The 25,963-nt window shown below is 60.7% G+C and carries 23 protein-coding genes and 1 riboswitch; of the genes, 15 read left to right on the plus strand and 8 right to left on the minus strand.

Translation table 11 applies throughout. The features are described from left to right. The first annotated feature begins 4 nt into the window (after nucleotides 1-4). A complete protein-coding gene (locus VNV36_RS24150) occupies nucleotides 5-1,159 on the plus strand; it encodes an ABC transporter ATP-binding protein (protein ID WP_325721311.1) in 1,155 nt (384 codons plus the stop codon). Nucleotides 1,160-1,280: 121 nt separating this feature from the next. On the opposite strand, the gene map is transcribed toward VNV36_RS24150, so the two are convergent. Together map and VNV36_RS24160 are read right to left on the minus strand one after the other, a co-directional pair. Continuing rightward, nucleotides 1,281-2,072, minus strand: coding sequence for a type I methionyl aminopeptidase (gene map, locus VNV36_RS24155; RefSeq protein WP_325721313.1), 792 nt, complete (start codon nucleotides 2,070-2,072; stop codon nucleotides 1,281-1,283). Continuing rightward, nucleotides 2,069-2,296 (minus strand): ParD-like family protein, encoded by a 228-nt coding sequence (locus VNV36_RS24160; protein WP_325721315.1) that lies wholly within the window; start codon nucleotides 2,294-2,296, stop codon nucleotides 2,069-2,071. Before VNV36_RS24160 ends, map begins: the two co-directional genes overlap by 4 nt. 209 nt (nucleotides 2,297-2,505) lie before the next feature. Then, nucleotides 2,506-2,699: riboswitch (cobalamin riboswitch) on the plus strand. Nucleotides 2,700-2,841: 142 nt separating this feature from the next. Here VNV36_RS24160 and VNV36_RS24165 point away from each other — a divergent pair. The 3 genes from VNV36_RS24165 to VNV36_RS24175 are packed head-to-tail and all read left to right on the plus strand — an operon-like array spanning nucleotide 2,842 to nucleotide 5,629. Beyond that, nucleotides 2,842-3,855 carry an ABC transporter substrate-binding protein gene (locus tag VNV36_RS24165; protein ID WP_325721317.1) on the plus strand — a complete coding sequence of 338 codons (1,014 nt, stop codon included), beginning with the start codon at nucleotides 2,842-2,844 and terminating at the stop codon, nucleotides 3,853-3,855. Then, nucleotides 3,852-4,868: a FecCD family ABC transporter permease gene (locus tag VNV36_RS24170; RefSeq protein ID WP_325721319.1), complete on the plus strand. Its 1,017-nt coding sequence runs from the start codon at nucleotides 3,852-3,854 to the stop codon at nucleotides 4,866-4,868. The genes VNV36_RS24165 and VNV36_RS24170 overlap by 4 nt, the downstream gene beginning before the upstream one ends. Next, a complete protein-coding gene (locus VNV36_RS24175) occupies nucleotides 4,865-5,629 on the plus strand; it encodes an ABC transporter ATP-binding protein (protein ID WP_325721321.1) in 765 nt (254 codons plus the stop codon). The genes VNV36_RS24170 and VNV36_RS24175 overlap by 4 nt, the downstream gene beginning before the upstream one ends. On the opposite strand, the gene VNV36_RS24180 is transcribed toward VNV36_RS24175, so the two are convergent. After that, nucleotides 5,568-6,119, minus strand: a complete 552-nt coding sequence (locus VNV36_RS24180) for a GNAT family N-acetyltransferase (protein WP_325721323.1) — start codon at nucleotides 6,117-6,119, stop codon at nucleotides 5,568-5,570. The genes VNV36_RS24175 and VNV36_RS24180 overlap by 62 nt on opposite strands. A gap of 472 nt (nucleotides 6,120-6,591) precedes the next feature. Between VNV36_RS24180 and VNV36_RS24185 the strand changes: the two genes are divergently transcribed. Together VNV36_RS24185 and VNV36_RS24190 are read left to right on the plus strand one after the other, a co-directional pair. Further along, nucleotides 6,592-7,968, plus strand: coding sequence for a pyridoxal-phosphate dependent enzyme (locus VNV36_RS24185; RefSeq protein ID WP_325721324.1), 1,377 nt, complete (start codon nucleotides 6,592-6,594; stop codon nucleotides 7,966-7,968). Then, entirely contained in the window at nucleotides 7,965-9,137 is a 1,173-nt protein-coding gene (locus tag VNV36_RS24190) for a cystathionine gamma-synthase (protein ID WP_325721326.1), read from the plus strand. The genes VNV36_RS24185 and VNV36_RS24190 overlap by 4 nt, the downstream gene beginning before the upstream one ends. 58 nt (nucleotides 9,138-9,195) lie before the next feature. Here the strand turns inward: VNV36_RS24190 and VNV36_RS24195 are convergent, their stop codons facing one another. Beyond that, nucleotides 9,196-10,824, minus strand: a complete 1,629-nt coding sequence (locus VNV36_RS24195; protein WP_325721328.1) for an ATP-binding protein — start codon at nucleotides 10,822-10,824, stop codon at nucleotides 9,196-9,198. Between the two features lie 112 nt (nucleotides 10,825-10,936). On the opposite strand from VNV36_RS24195, the gene VNV36_RS24200 reads away from it, so the two are divergent. Beyond that, a complete protein-coding gene (locus tag VNV36_RS24200) occupies nucleotides 10,937-11,542 on the plus strand; it encodes a LuxR C-terminal-related transcriptional regulator (protein WP_325721330.1) in 606 nt (201 codons plus the stop codon). Between the two features lie 3 nt (nucleotides 11,543-11,545). Here VNV36_RS24200 and VNV36_RS24205 read toward each other — a convergent pair whose 3' ends face one another. The 4 genes from VNV36_RS24205 to VNV36_RS24220 all read right to left on the minus strand — a co-directional run bounded on the left by VNV36_RS24205 (nucleotide 11,546) and on the right by VNV36_RS24220 (nucleotide 15,714). Further along, nucleotides 11,546-11,920 carry a fe2+ zn2+ uptake regulation protein gene (locus VNV36_RS24205; RefSeq protein ID WP_414705541.1) on the minus strand — a complete coding sequence of 125 codons (375 nt, stop codon included), beginning with the start codon at nucleotides 11,918-11,920 and terminating at the stop codon, nucleotides 11,546-11,548. 126 nt (nucleotides 11,921-12,046) lie between these two features. Then, nucleotides 12,047-14,287 carry a TonB-dependent receptor gene (locus VNV36_RS24210; RefSeq protein ID WP_325721334.1) on the minus strand — a complete coding sequence of 747 codons (2,241 nt, stop codon included), beginning with the start codon at nucleotides 14,285-14,287 and terminating at the stop codon, nucleotides 12,047-12,049. Between the two features lie 104 nt (nucleotides 14,288-14,391). Then, nucleotides 14,392-14,799: a ParB N-terminal domain-containing protein gene (locus VNV36_RS24215; RefSeq protein WP_325721336.1), complete on the minus strand. Its 408-nt coding sequence runs from the start codon at nucleotides 14,797-14,799 to the stop codon at nucleotides 14,392-14,394. A gap of 24 nt (nucleotides 14,800-14,823) precedes the next feature. Continuing rightward, nucleotides 14,824-15,714, minus strand: coding sequence for an HpcH/HpaI aldolase/citrate lyase family protein (locus tag VNV36_RS24220; RefSeq protein ID WP_325721338.1), 891 nt, complete (start codon nucleotides 15,712-15,714; stop codon nucleotides 14,824-14,826). A gap of 615 nt (nucleotides 15,715-16,329) precedes the next feature. On the opposite strand from VNV36_RS24220, the gene VNV36_RS24225 reads away from it, so the two are divergent. The 8 genes from VNV36_RS24225 to VNV36_RS24260 all read left to right on the plus strand — a co-directional run bounded on the left by VNV36_RS24225 (nucleotide 16,330) and on the right by VNV36_RS24260 (nucleotide 25,896). Further along, a complete protein-coding gene (locus VNV36_RS24225) occupies nucleotides 16,330-17,724 on the plus strand; it encodes a Y4yA family PLP-dependent enzyme (protein WP_325721340.1) in 1,395 nt (464 codons plus the stop codon). 14 nt (nucleotides 17,725-17,738) lie between these two features. Further along, the gene (locus tag VNV36_RS24230) at nucleotides 17,739-18,782 is read left to right on the plus strand and encodes a PLP-dependent cysteine synthase family protein (RefSeq protein WP_325721342.1); all 1,044 of its coding nucleotides are present in this window, start codon (nucleotides 17,739-17,741) and stop codon (nucleotides 18,780-18,782) included. A 28-nt stretch (nucleotides 18,783-18,810) separates the two neighbouring features. Next, on the plus strand, nucleotides 18,811-19,971 hold the full coding sequence (locus tag VNV36_RS24235; RefSeq protein WP_325721344.1) for an NAD/NADP-dependent octopine/nopaline dehydrogenase family protein: 1,161 nt from the start codon (nucleotides 18,811-18,813) through the stop codon (nucleotides 19,969-19,971). A gap of 36 nt (nucleotides 19,972-20,007) precedes the next feature. Next, complete coding sequence (locus VNV36_RS24240; protein ID WP_325721346.1) at nucleotides 20,008-21,858, plus strand: IucA/IucC family protein; 1,851 nt, start codon at nucleotides 20,008-20,010, stop codon at nucleotides 21,856-21,858. A 13-nt stretch (nucleotides 21,859-21,871) separates the two neighbouring features. Beyond that, entirely contained in the window at nucleotides 21,872-23,116 is a 1,245-nt protein-coding gene (locus VNV36_RS24245; RefSeq protein ID WP_325721348.1) for an MFS transporter, read from the plus strand. 7 nt (nucleotides 23,117-23,123) lie between these two features. Further along, nucleotides 23,124-24,317 carry an aminotransferase class V-fold PLP-dependent enzyme gene (locus VNV36_RS24250; protein ID WP_325721350.1) on the plus strand — a complete coding sequence of 398 codons (1,194 nt, stop codon included), beginning with the start codon at nucleotides 23,124-23,126 and terminating at the stop codon, nucleotides 24,315-24,317. Between the two features lie 86 nt (nucleotides 24,318-24,403). After that, nucleotides 24,404-24,919 carry a sigma-70 family RNA polymerase sigma factor gene (locus tag VNV36_RS24255; protein WP_325721352.1) on the plus strand — a complete coding sequence of 172 codons (516 nt, stop codon included), beginning with the start codon at nucleotides 24,404-24,406 and terminating at the stop codon, nucleotides 24,917-24,919. Beyond that, nucleotides 24,919-25,896, plus strand: coding sequence for a FecR domain-containing protein (locus VNV36_RS24260; protein ID WP_325721354.1), 978 nt, complete (start codon nucleotides 24,919-24,921; stop codon nucleotides 25,894-25,896). The genes VNV36_RS24255 and VNV36_RS24260 overlap by 1 nt, the downstream gene beginning before the upstream one ends. Nucleotides 25,897-25,963: the final 67 nt, after the last annotated feature.

Consider the following 25,963-nt stretch of genomic DNA (forward strand, 5'->3'; position numbering starts at 1 on the left):
CGACATGAGTGCCGTGATCAAAGACGCTTCCCAGCAGAACGACAAGCCCCTGGTCAGCCTGCGCAACCTCAACAAGCATTACGGCGACTTTGCAGCCGTCGACAACATCTCGCTGGATATCAAGGACGGCGAGTTCCTGACCTTCCTCGGCTCCAGCGGCTCGGGCAAGAGTACGACGCTGTCGATGCTCGCCGGGTTCGAAACGCCGAGCAGCGGCGAGATTCTCGTCAACGGCCAGTCGCTGGTCAACGTTCCCCCGCACAAGCGCGACATCGGCATGGTCTTTCAGCGTTATTCGCTGTTCCCGCATCTGTCGGTGCGCGACAACATCGCCTTCCCTTTGGCGATCCGCAAACTCGCCGCCGCCGAGCGCGAGAAACGTGTCGATGCGATGCTCAAACTGGTGCAACTCGAACAGTTCGCCCATCGCCGCCCTTCGCAGCTGTCAGGCGGTCAGCAACAACGCGTGGCGATCGCGCGAGCGCTGGTTTACGAGCCACGGATTCTGCTGATGGACGAACCACTGGGCGCGCTGGATAAAAAGCTGCGCGAGGACCTGCAGGATGAACTGCGCCAGTTGCATCGACGCCTGGGCATCACCATCGTTTACGTGACCCACGATCAGGAAGAAGCCATGCGTTTGTCGCAACGCATCGCGATTTTCAGCCACGGCAAGATCGTCGGCCTGGGCAGCGGCTACGACCTGTACCAGAATCCACCGAATGCGTTTGTTGCCTCGTTTCTGGGCAATTCGAACTTCCTCAAGCTCAAGGCACAAGGTAATGCGGCGGCGAGTTTCGAGCGGCAGTCGCTGTCGATTCGGCTGACGGCCGGCCTGCACACCGATCAGGACGTGCTGCTGATGGTGCGCCCGGAAAAAGCCCTGGCGTTGAGCGTGCCACAGGCGATCGACGAGCCGTTGGCCGACGGTTGGAACGAGGTTTCGGCGAACGTTGCAGAGGTACTGTTTCTGGGAGAGAGCCAGACCTGCAGTGTGGTGACTTCGGGCGGGACTTCGATGACGGTGAAGGCGCTTTCAGCGGCCGGCATGCCGCTCAAGGCTGGCGATCCGGTGCGGGTGCGTTGGGCGACGGCAGATGCCTGCGTTTATACCGAGTGGACCGAAAGCGACCTCAACAAAGCTGCGGGCTCTCACTGAGGACACCTGTAGGAGCTGTCGAGTGAAACGAGGCTGCGATCTTTTGATCTTGCTGTTAAAAACAGGATCAACAGATCGCAGCCTCGTTTCACTCGACAGCTCCTACAGGGTTTTGTGGTGCTCAGAGGATCGGGACAAAGCCCTCAATCTCATCCGGCCACGCCGTCAGCACTTCAAACCCGGTCTCCGTCACCGCCACCATATGCTCCCACTGCGCCGACAACGAGCCATCCTTGGTCAGCACCGTCCAGCCATCCGGCATGTTCTTCACATGGCGCTTGCCGGCATTGAGCATCGGTTCGACGGTAAAAATCATCCCGGCCTTGAGCTTCAAGCCCTGATTGGGAAAACCGTAATGCAGTATCTGCGGTTCATCGTGGTAGACCTTGCCGATGCCGTGGCCGCAGTATTCGCGAACCACGCTGAAGCCCTCCGCCTCCGCCAGGCTCTGGATCGCATGGCCGATATCGCCCAGGGTTGCGCCCGGTTTCACCGCGCGAATACCCGCGCACATCGCTTCGTAGGTGGTCTTGATCAGGTGCTGTGCTTCGGGTGTTGCCTCACCCACAACGTACATGCGGCTGGTATCGCCGAACCAGCCGTCCTTGATCACGGCGATGTCGAGGTTGACGATGTCGCCGTCCTTCAATGGTGTGCCTGACGGTATGCCGTGGCACACCACATCGTTGACCGAGGCACACACGGTTTTCGGAAAACCGTGATAACCGACATTGGCCGGAACGGCTTTCTGCACGTTGACGATGTAGTCGTTGCACAGCCGGTCCAGCTCATCGGTGGTCACGCCGGCCTTCACGTGAGGCACCAGCATCGCCAGCACTTGGGCGGCGAGTCTGCCGGCGGCGCGGGACTTTTCGATGTCGGCCGGGGTGTTGATCCTGATCTGGTTTTTCATGCGCTGACGGCTTCCCGGGTCAGTTGTTGCAGATCCAGCCCGCCGTTCTGTTCGGCGCGGATCAGCAGGCGGCAAATGGCGCTGTGGTCGAGATTGGGGTGCAGTTCAGCGAGCATGCCGATGCGCATCCAGTGCTCGGCCTGCGCGTTGATCGAGCGGCTGAGTGCGTTGCTGGAGATGCGCAGATTCTCGTGCATATCCTCTGAAATCTTTACGATGCCCATATATAAATCCGATACGTTATGTATATGGAACGTATATTAGCCAGGCACCCTCCTGAATTGCAAACGCTCCAGCATGGAAACGCGTGCCCCCGTAGGAGCTGCCGAAGGCTGCGATCTTTAGATTTTGTCTTTAACGGTCTAGATCAAAAGATCGCAGCCTTCGGCAGCTCCTACAGAGGCAGATTCGGCTCCCCTTTAGCGGCTCGATCGACTACCATGCCGCCGCCGGTTTCCACACGGAATTAACAGGGAATCCGAAATGCTCGCACAGCATCAATCGGAACTGCCCCCGCAACTGTAGGTGCCGAGCCTGCTCCTCGACTGCCACTGGGTGAACCCCGGGAAGGCCGGAGCAAGGCGATGACGCATCAGTCAGGAGACCTGCCGGCACAGTGACTGACTAACCGGCGGGGTGTCCGGGAAGGACATCGTGCCGTGCGCGTCTTCAGCAGGTGACCGGCCTTGCGCTGTTTCCACGACCGCGCCCGAGGTGTGTTTCCAGACCGTACCCGCCCGCTCCCGTACGGTTCCCCTGGAGACTGCCCATGCTGCTGCCCCGCGTTGCCTTCCTGATCACCAGCCTGAGTCTCGGCGCCGTGGCGCAAGCGGCGCCTACCGCCTACCCGCTGACCGTGGAAAACTGCGGCAGCCGCCTCACCTTCCAGCACGCGCCGGCGCGCACCGTGACCATCGGCCAGGCCGGCACGGAAATGCTCTACGCCTTGGGTGTGGGCGACAAAGTCGTCGGCACCTCGCTGTGGTTCAACGACGTCCTGCCTGAATACAAAGCGCAAAACGACCAGATCGAGCGCCTCGCCAATAACGAACCCAGCTTTGAAGCGGTGATCGGCAAACGCCCGGACCTCGTCGCCGTGGAGCTGGAATGGATGGTCGGCCCGCAGGGTGCGGTCGGCACCCGCGAGCAGTTTCACGAAATGAAGATTCCAACCTACCTGCTGCCCTCCGATTGCGAAGCCAAGGACAACCTGGTCGGCGCTGATGGCACGCGACTGGCGCCGTTTCGCGTCGACAGCATCTACAAAAGCGTGAGCCAACTGGCGATGATTTTCGACGTGCAGGCCCGTGGCGAACAGCTCAACGGTCAACTCAAAGCCAGCCTCGCCCAGTCGATCGCCACCGCGAAAAACCAGCAGCGCAAAGACCTCAGCGCACTGGTGTGGTTTTCCAGCGCCGAGATGGACATCGAGCCGTTCGTGGCCGGGCACAAAGGCGTTCCCGATTTTATGCTCAGCACCTTGGGCGTGCGCAACGTGGTCGAGTCGGATGAGGAATGGCCGACCGTCGGCTGGGAAACCATTGCCAAGGCCAATCCGACCTTCCTGGTCATCGCACGCATGGATCGGCGGCGTTTCCCGGCTGACGATTATCAGAAGAAGCTCGCGTTCCTGCGCAGCGATCCGGTGACGCGCAACATGGACGCGGTGAAGCACAACCGCATCATCATTCTCGACGCCATGGCCATGCAGGCCAGCCTGCGCACCTTCGATGGCCTTGAACAACTGGCCAGCGCCATCAACGGCTTCGACCTGTCGCCATGAGCAGACGCCTGATCCGTACGCTGCTGGTTTTACTGACGCTGTCGGTCGCGCTGATCGGCGGCGTGGCCATTGGCGAGACGTCGATCGAGCCAAGCGTGGTGCTGCAGGTGCTGGCCAACAAGCTGTGGGGCGCCGGCTATGTACTCGACCCGATCGATGAAGGCATCGTCTGGAACTACCGCCTGACCCGCGCTCTGGTCGCGGCGGCCTGCGGTGCCGGTCTGGCCACGTGCGGAGTGATCCTGCAGTCGCTGCTGCGCAACCCGTTGGCCGATCCGTATCTGCTGGGGATTTCCGCCGGTGCCTCGACCGGCGCAGTGATGGTCGCCCTGCTCGGCGTCGGCGCCGGGGCGATTTCGCTGTCGGTCGGTGCCTTTGCCGGCGCGGTCACCGCGTTCGCGTTGGTGATCGTGTTGGCACGGGTCAGCGGCTCGACCAGCGGCACCGGACAGATCATTCTCGCCGGGATCGCCGGTTCGCAATTGTTCAACGCCCTCACGGCATTTCTGATCACCCGCTCGGCCAGCTCCGAGCAGGCGCGCGGAATCATGTTCTGGCTGCTGGGCAACCTCGGCGGCGTACGCTGGCCTTCGGTGTGGCTGGCGGTGCCGGTGGCTGCGCTGGGGTTGGTTGTTTGTCTGTGGCATCGCCGGGCGCTGGATGCGTTTACCTTTGGCGCGGACTCGGCGGCCTCCCTGGGCATTGCGGTGCGCCGGGTGCAGATCGTGCTGATTGGCGTCGCCGCGCTGGTCACCGCGGTGATGGTGTCGATTGTCGGCTCGATCGGCTTTGTCGGCCTGGTGATTCCCCACGCCGCGCGGCTGTTGCTCGGCACCGGCCATGCGCGTCTGCTGCCCGCCAGCGCGTTGGGCGGCGCGGTGTTTCTGATTGCCGCCGATGTGCTGTCGCGCACCCTGATCAAGGGGCAGGTGATTCCGGTTGGGGTGGTCACCGCGCTGGTCGGCGCACCGGTGTTTGCCCTGATTCTGGTAGGCCGGAGATCGGCGCGATGAAGCCGATACTCAGTTGTGCGAATCTGGGATTCAAAGTGCGCGGTGCCGAGTTGCTCAACGGTGTCAGCCTCGACGTCCAGCATGGCGAGACCCTGGGTATTGTCGGGCCGAACGGATCGGGCAAATCCACCCTGCTGAAGCTGCTCGCTGGCCTGCGTGAACCGAGCGCCGGGCAAGTACAACTCGACGCTCAGGTGCTGGGCAAAATGTCCCGACGCAGCATCGCGCAGACCCTCGCTGTGGTCGAACAACAGGCCGATACCGACGATGGCATTCGCGTCTTCGACGCTGTCGCGCTGGGGCGTACGCCGTGGTTGTCGGCGCTGCAACCGTGGTCGGCCACTGATGACGCCATCGTCCAGCAAGCCTTGGTCGATGTCGACGCTGTACATCTGCGCAAGCGCCTCTGGCGCAGTTTGTCCGGCGGTGAACGCCAGCGCGTACACATTGCTCGGGCACTGGCGCAGCGACCGCAGATTCTGCTGCTCGACGAGCCGGCCAACCACCTCGATATCCAACATCAATTGAGCATTCTGCAAGTGGTCCGTGCACTGCCGGTGACCACGCTGATTGCGCTGCACGATCTCAATCAGGCCCTCAAGTGCGACCGCCTGGCGGTGCTTGAACGCGGGCAACTGGTGGCGCTGGGCGCGCCGCTGCAAGTGCTGACGCCGGAGCGCTTGCAGACGACGTTCGGGGTCAGGGCGCACTACCTGACAGACCCGTTCGATGGCGCCCGGATTCTGCGTTTTCATTCATGAACGATTGCATGTGCGTGGTCTGCCAGAGCGGATCCTCGTCGACCTGGACGATTTCAAACCCCTGGCGCTGCCAGAACTCGATGGCGCCCGGCAGAAACGGATGAGTGTGCAGGTAGATCAACTGCACGCCGTTGGCCTGCGCGTGTTTCTTCAGCGCGCGATACAACGCACCCGCCAGACCTGAACGACGCTGCGATGGCAGGACGAACAGGCGCACCACTTCCACGACTTTGCGGCCGGGATACATCAGTTGCGGGAAACGTCGGTCGTACGGCACATAGCCGATCGAGGCGACGATCTGCCCTTCATGCCGCGCAATCAGGAAGCAACCTTCGCCATGCAGATACACCTCGGCGAAGCGCGCCAGATCGTCAGGCACGCCGCTGCCGCTGAGTTTGGGAAACAGCTCGGCGCGGGCCTCGAGGGTGAAGGTCAAAACATCGGGAATGTCTGCGGCGGACACTGCCTGAATAGCCGGTTGAGCGTTCATGTAGCAAAAATACCTGGACCACGGCTGACTACCTTAACAACGGGGATGCCAAAAATCCCGCACACACCGCAAATCCCTGTGGGAGCGAGCTTGCTCGCGAAGGCGGCGGATCATTCAACATCAGTGTCGACTGATCTGACGTGCAGGAGCTGCCGAAGGCTGAGATCTTGAGGTGTGGGAACGCGGAGCGTCCCTGACTGCACTCCCACGCGGAGCGTGGGGAACAATCAGACCGGCGCGGTACAGATCAAGCATTTATCGCAGCGACGACGCCCTTTGAATAGCTAATGACGCCTCTTTGTAAACGTGTGCGTACTCTCCTGTGAGCGCGCCGATTTCGTTCTATCGTTAGATCGAAATGGCTGGATTTGCGAGGGACTAATGGTTGCGACAGAGCATGTCTGAGCCTATGTTGCACGCGAGTCTTTTCCCCGCGATCGGAACGCGATCAACACCATAAAGAGGTGAAGAAATGTCAAAGGAATCACGCCCTGCGGTACTTGGGCTGATAGGCAACACTCCGCTGGTTCAGGTCACCCGCTTCGATACCGGACCGTGCACGCTGTTCTTGAAACTCGAATCGCAAAACCCCGGTGGTTCGATCAAGGACCGCATCGGTCTGGCCATGATCGACGCCGCCGAACGTGACGGGCGTCTGCAACCCGGCGGCACCATTGTCGAAGCCACTGCAGGCAACACTGGCCTGGGCCTGGCACTGGTCGGTCGCGCCAAAGGCTATCGTGTGGTGCTGGTGGTGCCGGACAAGATGTCCACCGAGAAAGTCCTGCACCTGAAGGCCATGGGCGCCGAAGTGCATATCACCCGCTCCGATGTCGGCAAGGGCCATCCCGAGTATTACCAGGACGTCGCCGCACGTTTGGCCAAAGACATTCCCGGCGCCTTTTTCGCCGACCAGTTCAACAATCCGGCCAACCCGCTGGCCCATGAATGCAGCACCGCTCCGGAGATATGGGCGCAGACCGAACATGATCTGGATGCCATCGTCGTTGGCGTCGGGTCGGCGGGGACGCTGACGGGTCTGAGTCGCTTCTTCAAACGCGTGCAGCCGGATCTGGAAATGGTGCTTGCCGATCCGGTCGGCTCGGTGATGGCGCAATACAGCCGCGACGGCAGCCTGCCGACGCCCGGTTCGTGGGCGGTCGAAGGCATTGGCGAGGATTTCATTCCGTCGATCACTGACCTGTCCAGCGTGCGCCACGCCTATTCGATCAGTGATGAAGAAAGCTTCGATCACGCCCGCCAGTTGCTCAAGGCCGAAGGCATTCTCGGTGGTTCATCGACCGGCACCCTCTTCGCTGCCGCGCTGCGCTATTGCCGCGCACAGACCGAGCCGAAACGCGTGGTCAGTTTTGTCTGCGACACTGGCACGCGCTACTTGTCGAAGGTCTACAACGACCAGTGGATGACCGATCAGGGCCTGTTGCAACGCAAAGGCTACGGCGACCTGCGCGATTTGATCGCACGACGTTTCGAGGACGGCCGGGTGATCAGCGTCGGCCCCGATGACACCTTGCTGACTGCGTTCCAGCGCATGCGTCTGGCGGATGTTTCGCAACTGCCGGTGCTGGTCGAAGGCAAACAACTGGTGGGGGTGATCGACGAGTCCGACATTCTCCTCGGCGTGCACGAAGACGCCGCGCGCTTCAGTCAGTCGGTATCCAGCGTGATGACCGACAAACTGCAAACCCTCGCCCCGGCCGCCTCCCTGGCCGAGCTGGAATCAGTGCTCAGCCGTGGCCTCGTGGCGATCATCGCCGACGCCTCGGGCTTCCATGGCCTGATCACCCGCACCGACATGCTCAACCAATTACGGAGATCCCTTGCATGAGTCAGCACGACGATAAATCCCAGGGCTTCGCGACCCGGGTAATCCACGCCGGGCAGCAGCCTGACCCGACCACCGGTGCGCTGATGCCGCCGATCTACGCCAACTCCACCTACCTGCAGGACAGCCCCGGCGTGCACAAGGGCTTCGATTACGGTCGCTCGCACAATCCGACGCGCTTCGCGCTGGAGCGCTGCGTTGCCGATCTCGAAGGTGGCACTCGCGCCTTTGCGTTTGCCTCGGGGCTGGCGGCGATTTCCACAGTGCTGGAATTGCTCGATGCCGGCTCGCACATCGTCTCCGGCAACGACCTGTACGGCGGCACGTTCCGCCTGTTCGACAAGGTCCGCCAGCGCAGTGCCGGGCATCGCTTCAGCTTCGTCGACCTGACCGATCTGTCGGCGTTCGAAGCCTCGTTGCAGGACGACACGCGCATGGTCATGGTCGAGACCCCGACCAACCCGCTGCTGAGCCTGTCGGACCTCGCCGCCATCGCCCGCATCTGCCGCGCGCGGGGCATTATCTGTGTCGCCGACAACACGTTCGCCAGCCCCTACATCCAGCGTCCGCTGGAGTTGGGTTTCGACATTGTGCTGCACTCGACCACCAAATACCTCAATGGCCACTCCGACGTGATCGGCGGCATCGCCGTGGTTGGGCAGAACGCCGAGCTGGCGGAAAAACTCGGTTTTCTGCAAAACGCCGTTGGCGCGATTTCCGGGCCGTTCGATGCGTTCCTGACCTTGCGCGGGGTGAAAACCCTGGCGCTGCGCATGGAACGGCATTGCAGCAATGCACTGGATCTGGCGCAATGGCTCGAGCAGCAACCGCAGGTCAAGCGCGTTTACTATCCGGGGCTGGCTTCGCACCCACAGCATGAGCTGGCCAAGCGGCAGATGCGCGGTTTTGGCGGGATGATCTCCGTCGATCTGGACAGCGACCTGGCCGGCGCGCGGCGCTTTCTGGAGAACGTGAAGATCTTCGCGCTGGCGGAAAGCCTCGGTGGCGTAGAGAGCCTGATCGAGCATCCCGCGATCATGACCCATGCGACCATTCCCCCAGAGACTCGCACCAGGCTTGGCATCGGCGATGGTCTGGTGCGGTTGTCGGTCGGGGTCGAAGACGTTGAAGACCTGCGCGCCGACCTCGCCCAGGCACTGGCGAAAATCTAGAAAGGCACGCACGACAAAGCCCGCAGAACGCGGGTTTTGTCGTTCAAGCGGATTTCATTTACCCGACGTTTTCAAGCGGCTCGACCTGCCGGTCGCGCAAGGCGCGCAGCGTCGCGCGCAACTCGGCAGGCCGAACCGGCTTGGACAGGATCGCAATCTGCCGATCCTGCAAGGCTGCCTGAATCTTTTCGATATCGTGGCCGGTGATGATCATTGCCGGTACCGCCCAGCCGCGTTGCCTTCGCACATCGTCGATGCATTCGATACCGGTGGCGTGGGTGCCGAGGTCATAGTCGGCGACGATGATGTCGCAGTCGGTGACCAGATTCTCCGCCGACCACTCGCCCTGCACCACACAGCCCCAGCGCTCGAGCAGCGCCGACGTCGCCTGCAACACGTTGCGGTCATCTTCCACCAGACACACTTTCAGCCCGGTCAGCAGCCCCACCTGCCGCGCTTCATCGCGAATGACCGGCGACAGCGGCGCCGCTGCGAACGACAAACCGGCGAGGGTCACCGCCGTGCCGCGTCCCAGCTGCGAACGCAGCGCGACTTCCACGCCGATCAACTCCCCGAGACGCTTGACGATCGACAGCCCCAGCCCGACGCCCTCGACGTCTTTATCGCGGATCTGGCGCACCCGGTAAAACTCCTCGAAGACCTTTGGCAGATGTTCTTCGGCAATGCCGTTGCCGCGGTCATAAATGACGATGGCCAGCCCTGCCCCGCGTTTGCGCACGCCCATCAGCACCGGTCGCTGCGCGCCGTACTTGAAGCAATTGGAGAGCACGTTCTGCACCATGGTCGCCAGCAGTGCCGGGTCGGTTCTGACCCAGTAGTGACAGGGGCGCAGACGCAGTGCAACACCAGCCCAACGCGCCGCTTCCAGGTTCTGTCGAAGCAGCTCCGCCAGCCATTCGCCCAGGTTGATCACTTGCATTTTCGCTTCGACGCGGCCGTTATCGAGGGTGTAAAGATCGAGAATCGAGCGGAACAACTGCGAGACGTTGAGCAGAGAACGATCAATGTTATCCACCAGCCGTCGCTCGTCATCGCCCAGGCGCGATTCACGCAGGCACGCCGTAAACAAACCGATGGAATGAATCGGCTGGCGCAGATCATGACTGGCCTGAGCGAGGAAACGGGACTTCTCCAGATTGGCTGCCACCGCCTCTTCCGATGCCTTGCGCGTCCGCTCCAGCAGCAGGTGCGCGTAAAACGGAATCACCGTGCTGGTGATCAACAGCATCAGCACCATGAACGGTTGCGCCTGCCAGTAAGGCGTCAGGCGATAGACCACCACGAGCGCCAGCAACGCCAGCCCGGTGGCAATCGCCAGATAGCGCGAGCCGTAGCGCATGCCGTTGCCGAGGTTGACCCAGACCATCACCGCGTACAGCGGCAGTGCCGCTTCGCCGCCGATCACCAGACCAAAACAGGTGCCGGTGTAATCGTGAACCATGGCAAAAATCCGCCGCGCCGGATAATGCCCCGGCCAGCGGGCGATGGCCTGGCGGAACACGATCGAGGCCAGCAGAAACAGGACGATGTAGGTGATGACCGGCAGATAAGTATCGAAGTGCTGGCCCGGCAGAAAACCCAGAACGACCATGTAAACTACCGCGATGGCAGCGATGATGATGCGCAGGTTGGCCTGGTCGAGTTCGGTGTTTTTTTCGAATTTCATGGTAAACGTCCTTGTGCAGCGATTGCAGTTTCGGAAGCAGCCTACAGGCAACCCTGGCGTCCGATGCTAAGGTGCAGGCCTTGAATAACGCCGACCCAGGGAGGGTCACGCCATGACATGCCGGATCATCATAGCCGACGATCACCCGCTGTTTCGCGAAGCGATGCTGCGCACTGTGCAGCGCGTGCTGCCCGAGGCAATGATCGACGAAGCCGGCGACCTCGACGCCGTGCTGGCGCTGCTGCAACCGGGCCACGAGCCGGACACGCTGATGCTCGATCTGCGTTTTCCCGGACTGACCTGCATCACCCAGCTCGCCGACTTGCGCCGACGATTGCCGCGCACCACGCTGATCGTGGTGTCGATGGTCGATGATCAAGCGCTGATCAGTGAAGTCATGGCGGCCGGCATTGACGGCTTCATCGGCAAGAACATTGCGCCCGATGAAATCGGCCAGGCGATTCTGGCGATCCGTGAAGGCGAGGTGTTGGTGAAGTCTGCGCCGTCAGGCTTGCTGCCGCTGGAAACCGCGACGACGCTGACGCCGCGTCAGCAGGATGTGCTGCGGTTGATTGCGCAAGGCAAGACCAACAAGGAAATCGCCCGTGAACTGGACATTTCGCCATTCACGGTGCGGATTCATGTGTCCTCGTTGTTGCGTACGCTGGACGTGCCGACGCGAGCGGCAGCGGCGGTGAAATTTTCCGGCGGATTCTGAGGTTCAACCGTCCTGGCCTTGTAGAAGGATGAGCCGGGCTTGTCGGGTGAACCGGTAACTCTTGCCGTTTTCAAGCACGATCAGGCCTTCAAGACACAGCCGTTTGAGCACTTCGCGCACGCTGATGAATGACAACTGCGGTGAGGACGACGCCACAAACGCATACACCCCGTTTACCCCCATAACGCGCCCCTCCCGATCGGCAATCACCAGCGCATTGAGCACTTTGAAACGGATCAGGCTGCTGCGTAGTCCGAAGTGGCGGAGCAGTTGACGGATGTGTTCGTTACCTGTTCGATCCAGTTCAAAAACCAGCCTGGGAGACGCTGGCCGGTGTATGGCAGATGCATCGTCAACCGCAGCGCCCGGGTTGTTCAACATGGCGAATACTCCTTTTCCGAATGTTCAAACGGGTTGCTGCCGATCCCGCATCGGCAACACGGTCATGCCTCTATATAAAGAAGAGAAAGCAATCGCCGAGATTGTCGGCGACGCCCCTGCCCGTCAGAAGTCGACGGTGGCCGACAGTTGCAAGGTTCGTGGCGAACCCGGGGAAAATGCACCGTAGGAAGCCACGCCCGACCAATATTCGCGATCGAATACGTTCTGCACCGTGGCGCGGAACGTCGTAGGCCGGCCTTCGATTCTGGTCGCGTAACGGGCGCCGGCGTCGAAGCGGGTCCAGGCATCCAGTGCCTGGGTGTTGGCCTGGTTGACGTACTGGCGGTCGGTGTAAATCGCACCACTGGTGAGAGTGAAGCCCTCGATCCACGGCGTATCCCACTCGGCCCAGAGATTGGCTTGCACGTCCGGCACACCGACCGGTTTGTTGCCACGATTGGCAGCAGTCGCCGAGTCGGTGAGTTCGCCGTCGAGCACCGTCACACCGCCCATCAAGCGAGTACCCTTGGCGACTTCACCGTACATGCTCAGCTCAATGCCACGGTTGCGCTGTTCGGCCTGCACCGAGAAAACATTGCCGGTACCGACCTCGCCACTCGGCTTCTCGATCTGGAACAACGCCAGGGAGGTCATGAACGTGCCGTGCTCGTATTTGACCCCGACTTCGTGCTGCCTGGATTCGTAAGGCGCGAAGGTTTCACCGGCGTTGGTCGCCGTGCCCGGAGCGATGTCGCCTTTGCTCAAGCCTTCAACATAGTTGTAGTAAAGGGAGACGTCTTCCCAGGGCTTGACCACCACACCAACCAATGGCGTGGTGGCGTTGTCGCGGTACTTCGAGCTGACGGCGCCGGCGGCGTTGTAATTGCGCGATTCGATCTCCTGGCGGCGCACGCCCAGGGTCAACTGAAAGCGCTCATCGAGCATCGACAGGGTATCGGTCAACGCCACACCCGACAGTTCCGACTCGGACACGCGCAGCACTTTCGGTGCGTTGAGATACTGCCGGGGCGCATCGACCGGGTGGTAGATGTTAGAAACAATCGCGGTGCCGTTGTTGATGCCGCGCGACAGTTCGTCCTGATAACGCGTGGCCATGACCGTGGTGGTGTGGGTGATCGGGCCGGTGGCAAATACACCACGGATACCGACATCGGCGGTCGAGCGATCAACGTTGAATTTGTAGTAGCCGGGGACATTACTGGTATCGCCGGCATCGTTGAGGATCCGCGGGACCTGGTCGGACAGGCGCTTGACGTCGGATCGCCCGCCGCCGGCGTGAGCGAATACCGTCACCGCGTCATTCAGATCATATTCGCCGCCAAGCAACGCCGATTGTTCCTTGGTGTCCGACCAGCCCCAGTCCTGTGGCAGGTTGGTGCGGCCGTTCGGCGCTGAAGGCACTTCAACGCCCGGCGCGATGGTGAACGGTCGCGAGGCCGCTTCCCAGCTTTCCTTCTGACTGAGGTAGTCGAGGTTCAAGCGCAGGCGCTCGCCGCGATAATCCAGGGCAATCGCACCCACGCCAAGGTCGCGGTGCTGATCGTCGATAGCCGTGTCGCCACCCTGCAGGTTGCCGTTGAAGCGCACGCCGAACTGGTTTTCCGAGCCGAAACGACGACTTACATCCAAGTGACCGCCGACCTGGGAATCGGAGGCATAACTGCCGGTAAAGCGGGTCAGGTCCTCATCCAGCGGACGCTTGGGCACGATGTTGATCACCCCGCCGACGCCGCTGTTGGGCGACAGACCGTACATCAGCGCACCGGGCCCCTTGAGCACTTCGACCCGCTCGGCATAGTCGGTGAACACGCGATAATTCGGTGCCACGCCATACACGCCGTCGAAGGCCAGTTCTCCGAGGTTGCCCTCGCCGATCGGGAAGCCGCGAATGAAAAACGAGTCGACGATCCCGCCGGTCTGCCCAGTGGAGCGCACCGAAGGGTCACGCTCCAATGCATCGGCGACGGTCACGGTCTGCAGGTCGGCGAGGGTTTTGGCGGTGTAGCTGGTGACGCTGAACGGGGTGTCCATTACGTCTTTGTTGCCCAGCATGCCCAGCCGTGCACCGCGCGCCACCTGGCCACCGGCAAGCGTTTCGGGCAAGGCCGTCGCGCCGTTGTAGCGGGCATCGATGCGGGTTGTATCGAGGGTCAGCGCGTCCTTGCTGGCGTCGGCCGGCACGACTGGCGCAGCGTCCGCAGTCTGATCGGCGGCAACGCCGGATTGCCCGGAGCCGGCGGCCCAGGCGTTGGCGCTTGCTGCGACCAGAACGAAGTTCAGCATGGCGGTACGCACGGCGAGTGTTAACACCCGCTCACCGCAGGGACGACTGACAACAGGCATGACGTGAGGATCCTTTTCATCAAGGGAAAATGGTAATCACTCCTATTGCCAGTCGATCTGCGAAAAAGTATCACCCGCAGTCGAGTTTTTTTGCTTTGCCGTGATCAGGCGCTGTCGTAGAGCCGTTCCAGCGCTATGGCGACCACCGGCAATGCCGGTTCAAACGCGTGGCGGGTGGTCTTGTACGGAAGAATTTCCCCCCGGGCGATAGTGCTGAAAATCTGCGCCACCTCGAACGCCTGCCCGGTTTGCCAATGCCGCACGCAAACCCGCGGATCGCTGTAATCGAGCAGGATGCAAGGCACCCGTTTCAGCCCCAACTGCCGCGCTGCGGTGAAACGATGATTGCCGTCCATGACGATGCCACGCGAACGCTCGACGATGATCGGCTCCAGCCAGTGCCCGGCGCGGACGATCGACTCGCACAGCCTCGTCACGTTGGCCGGATCGACCTGCTCGGACTGCAAAACCTGGCACAGCGGCCGCAGCGCAATCTGATAACCGTGATCCATGATGGTCTCCTGATCAACCGGGATTCAGCAGGCATCGGCGCGGGCAACCGGCGCGTGCTGGCGGGCGACATCGAGCAAGCGCTGGGCGTGTTCGATCAACGGCAAGTCGACCATCTCGCCGTCCACTTGCACGGCATGGCTGCCGGCCGCAACCGCACGTATCACGCGCTCGGCCCATGCCAACTGGCGTGAGTCCGGCAGGAAAGCGCGCTGCACCGTGGGCAATTGACCGGGGTGGATACACAACTTGGCGCCGAACCCCAGCGAACGAGCGTAATGCGAGTCCCTGGCGACCACCTCCAGGTCGCTGATCGCCGGCGTCACGCCATCGATCGGCGCCGGCAAATCCGCCGTGCGCGAGGCCAGCACGATACGGTTGCGGGCGAACAGAAACGCCTCCGGAACCTGGCTGCAGTTGATATCGAGCGCGAAATCCAGCGAGCCGAAAGCCAGCCTCGCCAAGCCGGGAATTGCTGCAATTGCCTCGACCTGTTGCAAGCCCTTGGCGGTCTCGATGATCGCGACGATCTGCAACTGCGGCTGCCACGCCAACAGCCGCTCCACCACTGGCGCCAAGGTCTCGGGGCATTCGGCCTTGGGCAGGAAGATCCCGCTGCACCGTTCGGGATAACGCATGTCGCCGAGCCAGGTCAGATCTTGGCGAAACAGCGCGCTGCTGACGCTGTTCAACCGGATGTAACGATCGCAGGCAACCCCCGGCGTCGCCTCCTGCCAGGCCCGGGTAGCGTCTCGGGCGGCCGCTTTGCTGTCCGGATGAACAGCATCCTCGAGATCCAGAATGATCGCGTCCGCGCCTGCCGCGGCGGCTTTGCAAAAACGCTCGGGCCGGTTGCCCGGGACGAACAGGTAGCTGATGGCGAGGCGGGTTTGGCCGCTGAGTCGGACGGATGGCATGGCGTTGCTCCTTGAATGTGAACCAGTCGTGGTTTCGAACAGTTTTCAAGCCCCTGCCACAGCAGGATTTCCTGCGGTTTCGCGGACTTGGTGCAACAACCGTTAACGCCTTATCGTTCAAGCAATTAACGGACTTTTTTATCTCGGGGCGAACGATTCCTTGAGCGTGTAAATACACGTTCATGGATTCGTCTTGCGCAGGTGTTTATTCAAAAATATTTGAAAACCTTACTTGATAATCGTTCCTGTTCGCAATATTGTTCACGCCGCCAAGAGGAACTTTCCTCGGTTAAACACAAGTCAGCAGTGCCTTTGGAATTACCCGCCAATGATGTCAGTTGAACATCAGATTCGGGTATTTACGGAGGACTGGCCAGCAACTAACGGCCAATTGACACGTCCGTGCAAACCTTATGGATTGGGGTTTTTATGCGATTGTTCGGTGAAGTATTTATTACCAGAACCATTTCGGATCCAGGCTCTGACTTTGCCCGGGATCCGCCTGTGACGTAACACGATCATCGTCTCTGACGAGTCGAAACAACACATGAATTGATAACAAACCGGTTATCAAATTATCTATGGCGACGTTATTTTTCAGCGTCGGGGTGAACTATGCCTGAAGTAAAAGCAGTACCTATCGACCAGTGCAATAAAGTCCATCACCCGCACATGTTGAAACCGCTGATCGACCCGGTTATTTCCAAACTTATCAATGGCTTTCCGAGCACACTTATTGATCTGGTAGAAAAACACGGTTCGCCATTGAATCTGGTCTGGCCCCATGCATTTACATTGAATACGCAAGCATTGCTGAACGTGTTGAAACAGCACGCCGTCGCCCATGCCATCTTCTACGGCGCGAAGGCGAACAAGTCGCAGAGCATGCTTGGCGCGGCAGCGACGTCCGCCATCGGAGTCGACGTTTCGAGCATCCATGAACTGCGGGCAGCCTTGCGAGCGGGTACCCCAGCGGCAAAAATCTGCGCCACAGGGCCGGCCAAAACTGTGGAGTTTCACCATGCGCTGGTCGGCGCCGGCGCACTGATTTGCGTGGACTCGCTCGAGGAATTCGCCCACCTGAAGGAGGTGGTCGAGGCCCAGCCAATCCGCGCAAAAGCCCGTATTCTGCTGCGTTACCGTGCCAAAAGCTGCACAACAAGCCGATTCGGCATGGGCTCGCAAGACTTGCTCGAAGCTTTGCATCGCTTGATGAAAGACACCGTGCGCTTCGATTTCGAGGGTTTCCACTTTCATCTTGGCGGCTATGGGTTCGAAACCCGGGTGCAAGCGTTTCGTGAGGTCAGCGGGTTCGTCGATGCGGCCAGAGAAATGGGCTTGCATCCGCAAATGATCGATATCGGCGGCGGCCTGCCGATTCGTTATGTCGATCCCCAGCGATATGCACGCTTCCTGCAAAACGACAATAACCCGAGCCACTATTACAACCAGAAAGTACCGGCTGACTATTATCCGTACGGCAGCGACCTGACGGCTGCGCAATGGCTGACGTTATTTCTCGAAGCCGAGCATTCAGCGGGATTATCCATTGCCGGTTATTTGCAACAACAGAACATTACTCTGGCCCTGGAACCAGGTCGAAGTCTGGTCGATCAGGCGGCCATCTCAATCTTTCGCATTACCCGCACGAAAAAACTTGCCGACAATAAAACCGTCATTTTCGTTGAAGGCAGTAGTTTCAGTGCTTGCGAAACCTGGTTTGCTTCCGAATATCTTGTTGATCCGATACTGATCAGCACAGAACAACATGCAAACACGCCGTGCCAAGCGTATATCGCCGGGCACAGCTGCCTTGACGATGATGTCATCACTTATCGCCTGATCAACTTCGCCTGTGAACCGCGGCGTGGCGACTTATTGATTTACATCAACACTGCCGGTTATCAGATGGATTTGCTGGAAAACCAGTTTCACCGCCATCCCCTGCCCCGTCGGTTGATGGCGACTTGTTGTAAGGAAGGTAACTATGCGTTTGCACCTGACTACTGAAGGGAATCATTGCGATGATATTGAATAAAGTTTCAGATTTGATCGGCAATACCCCGATGCTGGCTATCGAAGTTCCCGATAGCAACGCCCGTTTATTGTTGAAGATTGAAAAGAATAATCCCGGCGGCAGCATCAAGGATCGCATGGCGCGCAATATGGTGCTGGCAGCGCTCAAGTCCGGGCGCCTTAAAGCCGGCGGCGTGGTGGTCGAGTCGTCTTCCGGCAATACCGGAATTGGCCTGGCCATGGCTGCCATCGAATTCGGTCTGCATTTCATCGCGGTGGTCGATCACCATGCAGCACAAGACAAGATCGCCGTGATGAAGGCCCTCGGTGCCGACATTCGCTTCGTCAAAGGCACCTATCGCGAAGATGAAGTCGCCGTGGTCGAGCGCCAGCGCCTCGCTGCGGAACTGGCGTCCGAGATCCCGGGCGCGGTGTTCATGAATCAATCCGACAACGCGGCCAATGCCGGTGGCTACAGTGATTTCGTCCGCGAAATCATCGCCCAGGCTGACGGGGCGATCGGCGCCTACGTCGGTTGTGTCGGCACCGGCGGTTCAATGACCGGTATCGCTCGCGGCCTGAAAGTACACAACCCCGATACCGTTACCGTCGGCGTCGAACCGGCCGGTTCGATCGTTTTCGGCCATCCCGGCTATCCCTACTACCAATCCGGAACCGGCACACCGGCAGGCGACACCGTTGGCCTGGTGCTCGATTACAGCTGCATCGATCTGGGGGTGCAGGTCACCGATTCCCAGGCCTTCGAGACCGCGCGCTACATCGCCCGCAATCTTGCCTTGCTGGTCGGCGGCTCGACTGGCGGGGCGATTTTCAAGGCATTGGAACTGATCCACAAAGGCGTGCTGACCGGCAACGTCGTGGTGCCGGTTGCCGACGGCGGCGAGAAATACCTGCATACCGTGTTCGATGAACAGTGGTTGCAACAGCGCGACCTGATCGATCCGAGCATCGCCCCGCAACTGGACGCCTGGCTGGGCAAGACCCAATGGCTGGATTCCGTTTCCGCGCCGCTGCAATTGAGCGTCGCATGACCCACCTTTCACACAGGAACGCCTCTCGATGAATTTGTTGAAAGTCGCCATCTGCGGTGGCGGCAGGACCGGCCATCTCAACGCCATCCTGTTCAAGCAACTGCCCGAGGTTCAGGTTTCGTTGCTCACCCACAATCACGAGGTCATTGAACAACACGTGCGCCAGACGCCGATGCAGGCGCTACTGCCAGACGGCTCGACCCTGAGTGCCCGTCTGGACCGCGTTACCGCGGATGCCAAAGCCGCGGTGGAGGATGCCGACATCGTCATCGTCACCGTGCCTGCTCACGTCCGCCAACAAACCCTGCAAGCCATCGCCCCGCATTTGAGTCCCAGCAAACCGGTGTTCATCGGTGCGATCCCTGGCTTCTGCGGTTTCGACTGGCTGGCCGAAGCCACCCTGCCCGATCGACCGAACGTAGTGATCTGGGGCATGAAGGATGTACCGCACACAGCCTTTGAGCTGATACCGGGACGCTCGATCAAAATGGGCGGCGGCAAAAGCCAACTGTATGTGGCTACCCATGCCAGGGAGCCGCAAACCGCGCGCCGCCAGTTGGAGAAAATACTGACCAGGCTGTACGGACCCTGCGTGACGATGCTTGAGCATTATCTGGAAATCACCCTGACGCCGGGCAACCCGATCATGCACAGTTCGGTGATCTACGGCTTGATCGGCCCTTTTGGCCAGTGGCATGGCAAGATCTTCCCGCAGCGCATGTGCTGGTGGACCGAATGCCCGGAACTGGGCGCGTATTTTCTCGAACGCATGGATCAGGAAAGCCAGGCGTTATGCACGGTGATCAGCCAACGGCTGGGCATCGACCTGTCCTCGGTGAAATCGCTGAAACAGGAAATCGTCGAGGCCTACGGCGAGCAGATCCGTGATCAGAGCAGCATGCTGTCGATCCTGCGCACCAATCAGGCCTACAACGACATCCTCGCGCCGATGGTGCCAGCCGCCGGCAACCGCGCCGGCTACGTCATCGAGCGCGAGAGCCGTGCCTTCAACGAAGACGTCGCCTACGGCCTGGTGCTGTTGGTGGAAATGGCCCGGCGCTTCGAACTCAAGGTGCCCTACATCGAGGAAGTCCTGCAGTGGAGCGTGGCTTACATGCAGGGTCTGCGCGATTCGGCACTCGACTATTTCCCGCGTCACTGGCCACACACGACAAGCGCCGCCGCTTGATCGCTCTATTCAATTTCTGACGAGCAGACCGCTGATATGGATGACCTCAAGACACTGATCGCCTATTCCCGCAAGAACGCCATGCGCCGTCTGGTGCGTTGTCTGTTCGCGGAGAACATTCTCGACCGTTCGGCGCTGCGTTTCTGCGCCGAAGGCAACCAGGCCACTTATCCGCTCAAGGGCGGACATGCTCACCTGGCATTTTCCGCCATCGCCAAAGGCCCGGCCGACACCGTAGTCAACGACGGCGACGTGGTGCTGGTCACCGATGAAGGTGTGCGCCAGACCATCACCAGCCATCAGGACATGCTCGATGTGCTGCGCGACAGCTTCGATTTCGCGCCGACCGACGAAGGCGTCGCCGGGCTCAAGGCCGACATGGAAAACAGCCTGACCAATGACGCCCATGCTCGCCAGCATCGCCAGCAATGGAATGCGCGCCTGCACCAGGCCATCGCGGATCAGGGCCTCGACAGCTTCACCGATTACTTGCGCCAGCATGCGAGCACCAAGGATGCTGCGATCCTGCTCGATCAATGGGGCTCGCTGGAGGGCCACCCGTATTACCCGACGTGGAAGGCACGCCCGGGCCTGACCGATGACGAAGTGGCGCAACTGTCGCCCGAGTTCAATGCTCAAGTGCCGTTGCGCCTCGCTGCATTGCGCGCCGACAACGCAAAAAGCGAGAGCATGCCCCACGTGACCAGCTACCACGCCTGGTTTGCCGGCAACTTCCCGGCGCAGTGGGAACAATGGAAAGCCTCGCTCAACCGCAAGGGCCTGGACGAAACCCAATGGCTGCCGCTGCCGATCCATGCCTGGCACCTGCAGGCCTACGTGCTGAAGACCTTTGCGACGGAAATCGAAGACGGGATTCTGATCACCGATGGCCCCGACCTGGCGACGCTGCCGACCATGTCGTATCGGACCATGATGCCGGTGCTGGACGAGTGTGCGCCGCTGATCAAACTGCCGATCGCCGTGTGGATGACCAGCGAGTTGCGTAGCCTGCAAGCCAAGTCGATTCACATGGGGCCGCGCATCAGCACGGTGATCATGGACATTTTGAAAGCCGAAAACGGTTTCGGACGGCGCCTGGAAATCTTCCCGGAAGAAATCGGCGTGCGGTACAAAAACGCGATCACCCAGGATGATCATCCGGGACGACATTTGTCCGTGGTCTTTCGCGCCAGCGCCCCGGCACTGGAACGCCACGACGATTGCCTGCCCATCACCGTAGCGTCGCTGTTCACCCGTTTGCCTGGCAGCGGCCGTCCGCTGTTTACCGATCTGATCGAACGCGACGGGGTACGGGCCAATGCCGCACAGGTGCAAGACTGGTTCCGTGAGTACGCCAAAGCAGTCACGCACCCGGTAGTGGCGATCTATCTGCTGTACGGCATCGGTCTCGAAGCGCATCAGCAAAACACCATGGTGCTGTTCTCCCCGGACGGCAAAGCACGTAGTCTGCTGATCCGCGATTTTGGCGACGGCCGCACCTATGCGCCGTGGCTGGAGGGACGTGGCTACAGCCTGCAACCGCATGTGCAGCCGGGTATCCTGCCGACGGTGTTTGCCGATGACATCGAGCCGGTGCGCATGTTTGTCCTCGACGCGGCGTTCCTCACGCATCTGCATGAGATCGCCCTGTGGCTGACCAGGGAGTACGGTTTGAACGACACGCGACTGTGGCAGATCCTGCGCCAGGAAACCGACCTTGCGTTCGACGCAGTGCGCGAGCGCGTCTCGCCTCAGGTGTGGGAAGTCGAGCACAAGGCGTTCGTCGAAGACCCGTGGCCGACACGTTCGTTGTTGCGCATGCACTTGATGCAATACAGCAACTATCGTTTGCAGCACACCCTGACCAACCCGCTCGCTAACGTTTAACCGAGGCTGACTCATGTCCCATGCAGGTGCCATCGAGGGTTCGAGAGTACGAATCCTGATTTATCTTCTCTTCGCCATCCAATTGGTATCGATGGGTGCGATGGAAATGAGCGGGCCGTTCTGGCCTGTCCATCTGCGTGGGCTGACCAGCTCCGAGTCGGTTTTCAGCTTCGCCAGTATCGCCGTGTATGTCGGGCCGATGCTGGGCATTATTCTGACCAGCGCATTCTGGGGCCGTATCGGTGACCGCTACGGCCACAAGTTGATGATGATCCGCGCCCTCGCCGGTCTGTCGTTGACCCAGCTCGGGCTGGCCCTGTTCACGGACATCTGGGTCATCCTGATCCTGCGCTTTCTGCAAGGTGCGTTTGCCGGCTATATCGCCCCGGCCCAGGCCTATGGCGTGAGTATCGAAGCGCCGTCGCGCAGGGCCAGACTGTTCGCCATTCTGCAGATTTCAACCAACGTCGGCTCGCTGCTCGGCGCAGTGGTTGGCGGCCTGATCCTCGATTACGCGACGTTCTTCTGGATCAACATCACCGCCTCGGCGTTGTGTGCGGTGTGCACCGTGATTGCCGCCGTGACCTTGCCGGACGTGCCGCCAGTGAAGAAACCAGCGGTCGCAGACAAGGCCGCGCCCGAGCGCCGCGCCAGCAGTCTCTGGCAAGGCTCGCCGCTGCTGTCGCTGCTTGCAGTGATGGGCATTCTGTTGCTCGCGCGGATGCTGCCGCAGACCTCCTTTTCGCTGTATGTCAGCTCGGTGTTCGAGGTCAGCAATTCGGTGGTCGGTCTGTGCTACGGCTTGCTCGCGTTGGGCTTCATTCTGTCGGCCACGGCATGGTCGCGTCATTTCGAGCACCGCGGCCAGCAAGACACCTTGCAGCGCATGACCTACGTGGTGATCGGCTGCATCGGGCTCACCGCAGTGGCGGGCGTCACGCGAAATCCACTGGTGTTCGTCAGCGCTTATTTCATCTGGGGCGTACTGCTTGGGGCCACCACGCCGGTGCTGATGGCGCTGATCTCGAAAACTGCCGACAGCTCGCGCCAGGGCCATGTGCTGGGGATCGCCCAGGGCACGGCGCAGTTCGCGTCGATTGCGGGCATTTCTGCAGGCGGTCTGCTCAGTCAGGTCTACGGTTTGCAATACACCTACCTGTTCGTTTGCCTGGCCTACGTGCTGGCGCTGATCCCGATCGTTGCGCTGCGTTACTGGCCGGCGGCGCTGCAAACGAGCCCTGCCCCGCCCGGGGATTGATCGAGGAGTGAGACTTTTGGACATTGCACAACTGCGCGCCGACACCCCCGCCGTCGCGCAATTGATCCACTTCAACAATGCCGGCGCGGCGCTGATGCCTGCGCCGGTGATCGACACCATGACGCGCCATATCCAGCTCGAAGCGCGCCTGGGCGGCTACGAAGCCGCCGCGCAGCAATCGCAAGCAATCGAAAATGTCTACGTCGCCCTCGCCCGGTTGATCAATGCCCGCGCCGATGAAATCGCGGTGATCGAAAACGCCACCCGCGCCTGGGACATGGCGTTCTATTCACTGCCGTTGCGCCCCGGCGATGTGGTGTTGACGTCGACCACCGAATACGCGGGCAACTACATCCCCTACCTGCAACTGAAACAGCAGCGGGGCATCGAGGTTCGGGTCATCCCCAACGACGAACACGGCCAGGTCTCGCTTACGGCGCTTGAAGACCTTCTCGACGATGAGCGCGTGGCGTTGATCTCCCTGCCGGTCATTGCCACCAATGGCGGACCGGTTCAGCCCATCGAGCAGATCGGCGCCCTCGCCCGCGCCGCTGGCGTGCTGTTTCTGCTCGATGCCTGCCAGGGTGTCGGACACCTGCCGATCGATGTACAGAAGGTCGGTTGTCACATGCTCACCGCCACCAGCCGCAAATACTTGCGCGGACCAAGGGGGATGGGCTTTTTATATGTCGAACGCTCGCTGTGCGAGAACCTCGAACCGGCGTTTCTCGATTTGCACGCTGCGTCTCTGCTGAGCGCCGACCACTTCACGGTCCGCGCCGATGCGCGCCGTTTCGAGAATTGGGAATGCAATGTCGCCGCCAAACTGGGTTTCGGGGCGGCGGTGCATTACGCGCTGGCGCAAGGTATCGAGCCGATGTGGCAGCGGATTCAGCAACTGGCCGATTACCTGCGCCAGCGACTGCTGGAGGTTCCCGGCGTCACACCACAGGATCTGGGTGTGCAGAAGTCCGGGATCGTCACGTTCACCCATCGGCATCACAGCGCATCCCAGGTTCAGCAATGGCTGGCCGGACAGGAAAAACGCATCAATGTCAGTACCTCGACGTTGCGTTCTACCCTGCTCGATATGCAGCAAAGAGATCTGCTGGAGGTCAGTCGCGCCTCGCTGCACGCCTACAACAGCGAAGCAGAGATCGACACAATGATTGCCGCGCTGCGCGGTCTGCCGAACCTGTGAAAGCAGAAGCCAATCGGCGCTTGCGTCACAGAGGGTTTGTAAACTAGCATTGGGAATACTTCTCAATTGCATGAAAATCTGCAGCCATGAGCGAACCCCTTTCCGCGAGTAATGACAAGCACCTGCGCGCGATCGAAGCCCTGTACAGCGGCCATCACGGCTGGCTGTACGCGACGCTGAGGAAAAAACTGGGTAACGCCATGGATGCGGCGGATCTGGCGCAGGACACCTTCACCCGCATCCTCGCCTCCCAGGTCACGGTCATCGAGCAGCCCCGGGCCTACCTGAGCTGCGTGGCCAAGGGCATTCTGGTCAACTGGTATCAGCGCAAGGCATTGGAACGCGCTTATCTTGACGCCCTCGCTCATCTGCCCGCGCCCGAAGTACCGTCTCCGGAACTGCGCTTGATGGTGCTGGAGACGCTTCACGAAATCGACGCTATGCTCGACGCCCTGCCGCCGTTGGTGAAGCGCGCCTTTTTGCTGTCGCAGATCAGCGGTTTGAAGTACGACGACATCGCCGAGCAGCTTGGAGTCTCGCTGATCACCGTCAAACGCTACATGAAGCAAGCCTTCGTGCAGTGCCTGTTGCTGGTGGAGTGATGCTCACCCGGCGCAATGAAGCGCAGCCCGATCACCAGGCCCTGGAAGAAGCCGCCGACTGGTTGATCCGCATGAGTGAAGGCGAACTCAGCGGCAGCGAACGCGGTGAGTGGGAATTCTGGAAAGCCAGCACCCCCGAGCGCAGCCGTGCCTGGGCGCGCGCGCAGTTGTTGCAGACCAAACTCGGCGGTCTGCCAGCGTCATTGGCGATGTCGGCCCTCGATCGTCCCAGCAGCCCTGAACGGCGCGCAGCGATGACCAAGCTGGCGTTGCTCCTGGCCCTTGTGCCGGCCGGTTGGGGCAGCTGGAAACTGGCAGAATCGCAGCAATGGTCGGCCGACTACCGCACGGCCGTCGGCGAGCGACGCGAGCTGAGTCTGGCCGATGGTTCGAAAATCATCCTTAACACCGACAGCGCCATCGACGTGCTGTTCGACGCCGGCCAACGCCTCGTTTATCTGCGCGAAGGCGAAATACTCGTGCAGACCACCGCGGATATTTCCCCTCTCGCCCGGCCTTTCGTGGTCAGCACCCGTCAGGGCCGCATGCAGGCGCTGGGCACGCGTTTCAGCGTCCGCGAGCAGCAACCGCTGACCCGTCTGGCGGTGCTGGAAGGCGCGGTGAAAGTCGAGCTTGCGGACAATCGCCAAGGCACACCTTTGATCGTCAACGCCGGTCAGCGCACGGATTTTTCGTCCTCCAGGTTTGGCCCGGTCAGCGCCACCGACCGCAATGTCGGGGCCTGGAGCCAAGGCTTGTTGATGGCCGACCAAATGCGCCTGGCCGATTTTGTCGACGAACTCACGCGCTATCGCCGGGGTTTCGTGCGCCTCGATCCGGCTATCGCCGACCTGCGTATTTCCGGCGCATACCCCATCAGCGACAGCCAGCGAACCTTGAACATGCTGGCGCAGACCTATCCGATTCTCGTCAGCGGCCACCTGAATGGCTACTGGGTCATGCTCTCTCCCGCCTGAGTGAAAAAAATCGCCGTCCGGGTGATACTTTTTTCGGTTTCGACTGGCAATTGGGGAGAAGCACTTT

The organism is Pseudomonas sp. (assembly GCF_035554175.1).
In the GTDB taxonomy this organism is placed as follows: domain Bacteria; phylum Pseudomonadota; class Gammaproteobacteria; order Pseudomonadales; family Pseudomonadaceae; genus Aquipseudomonas.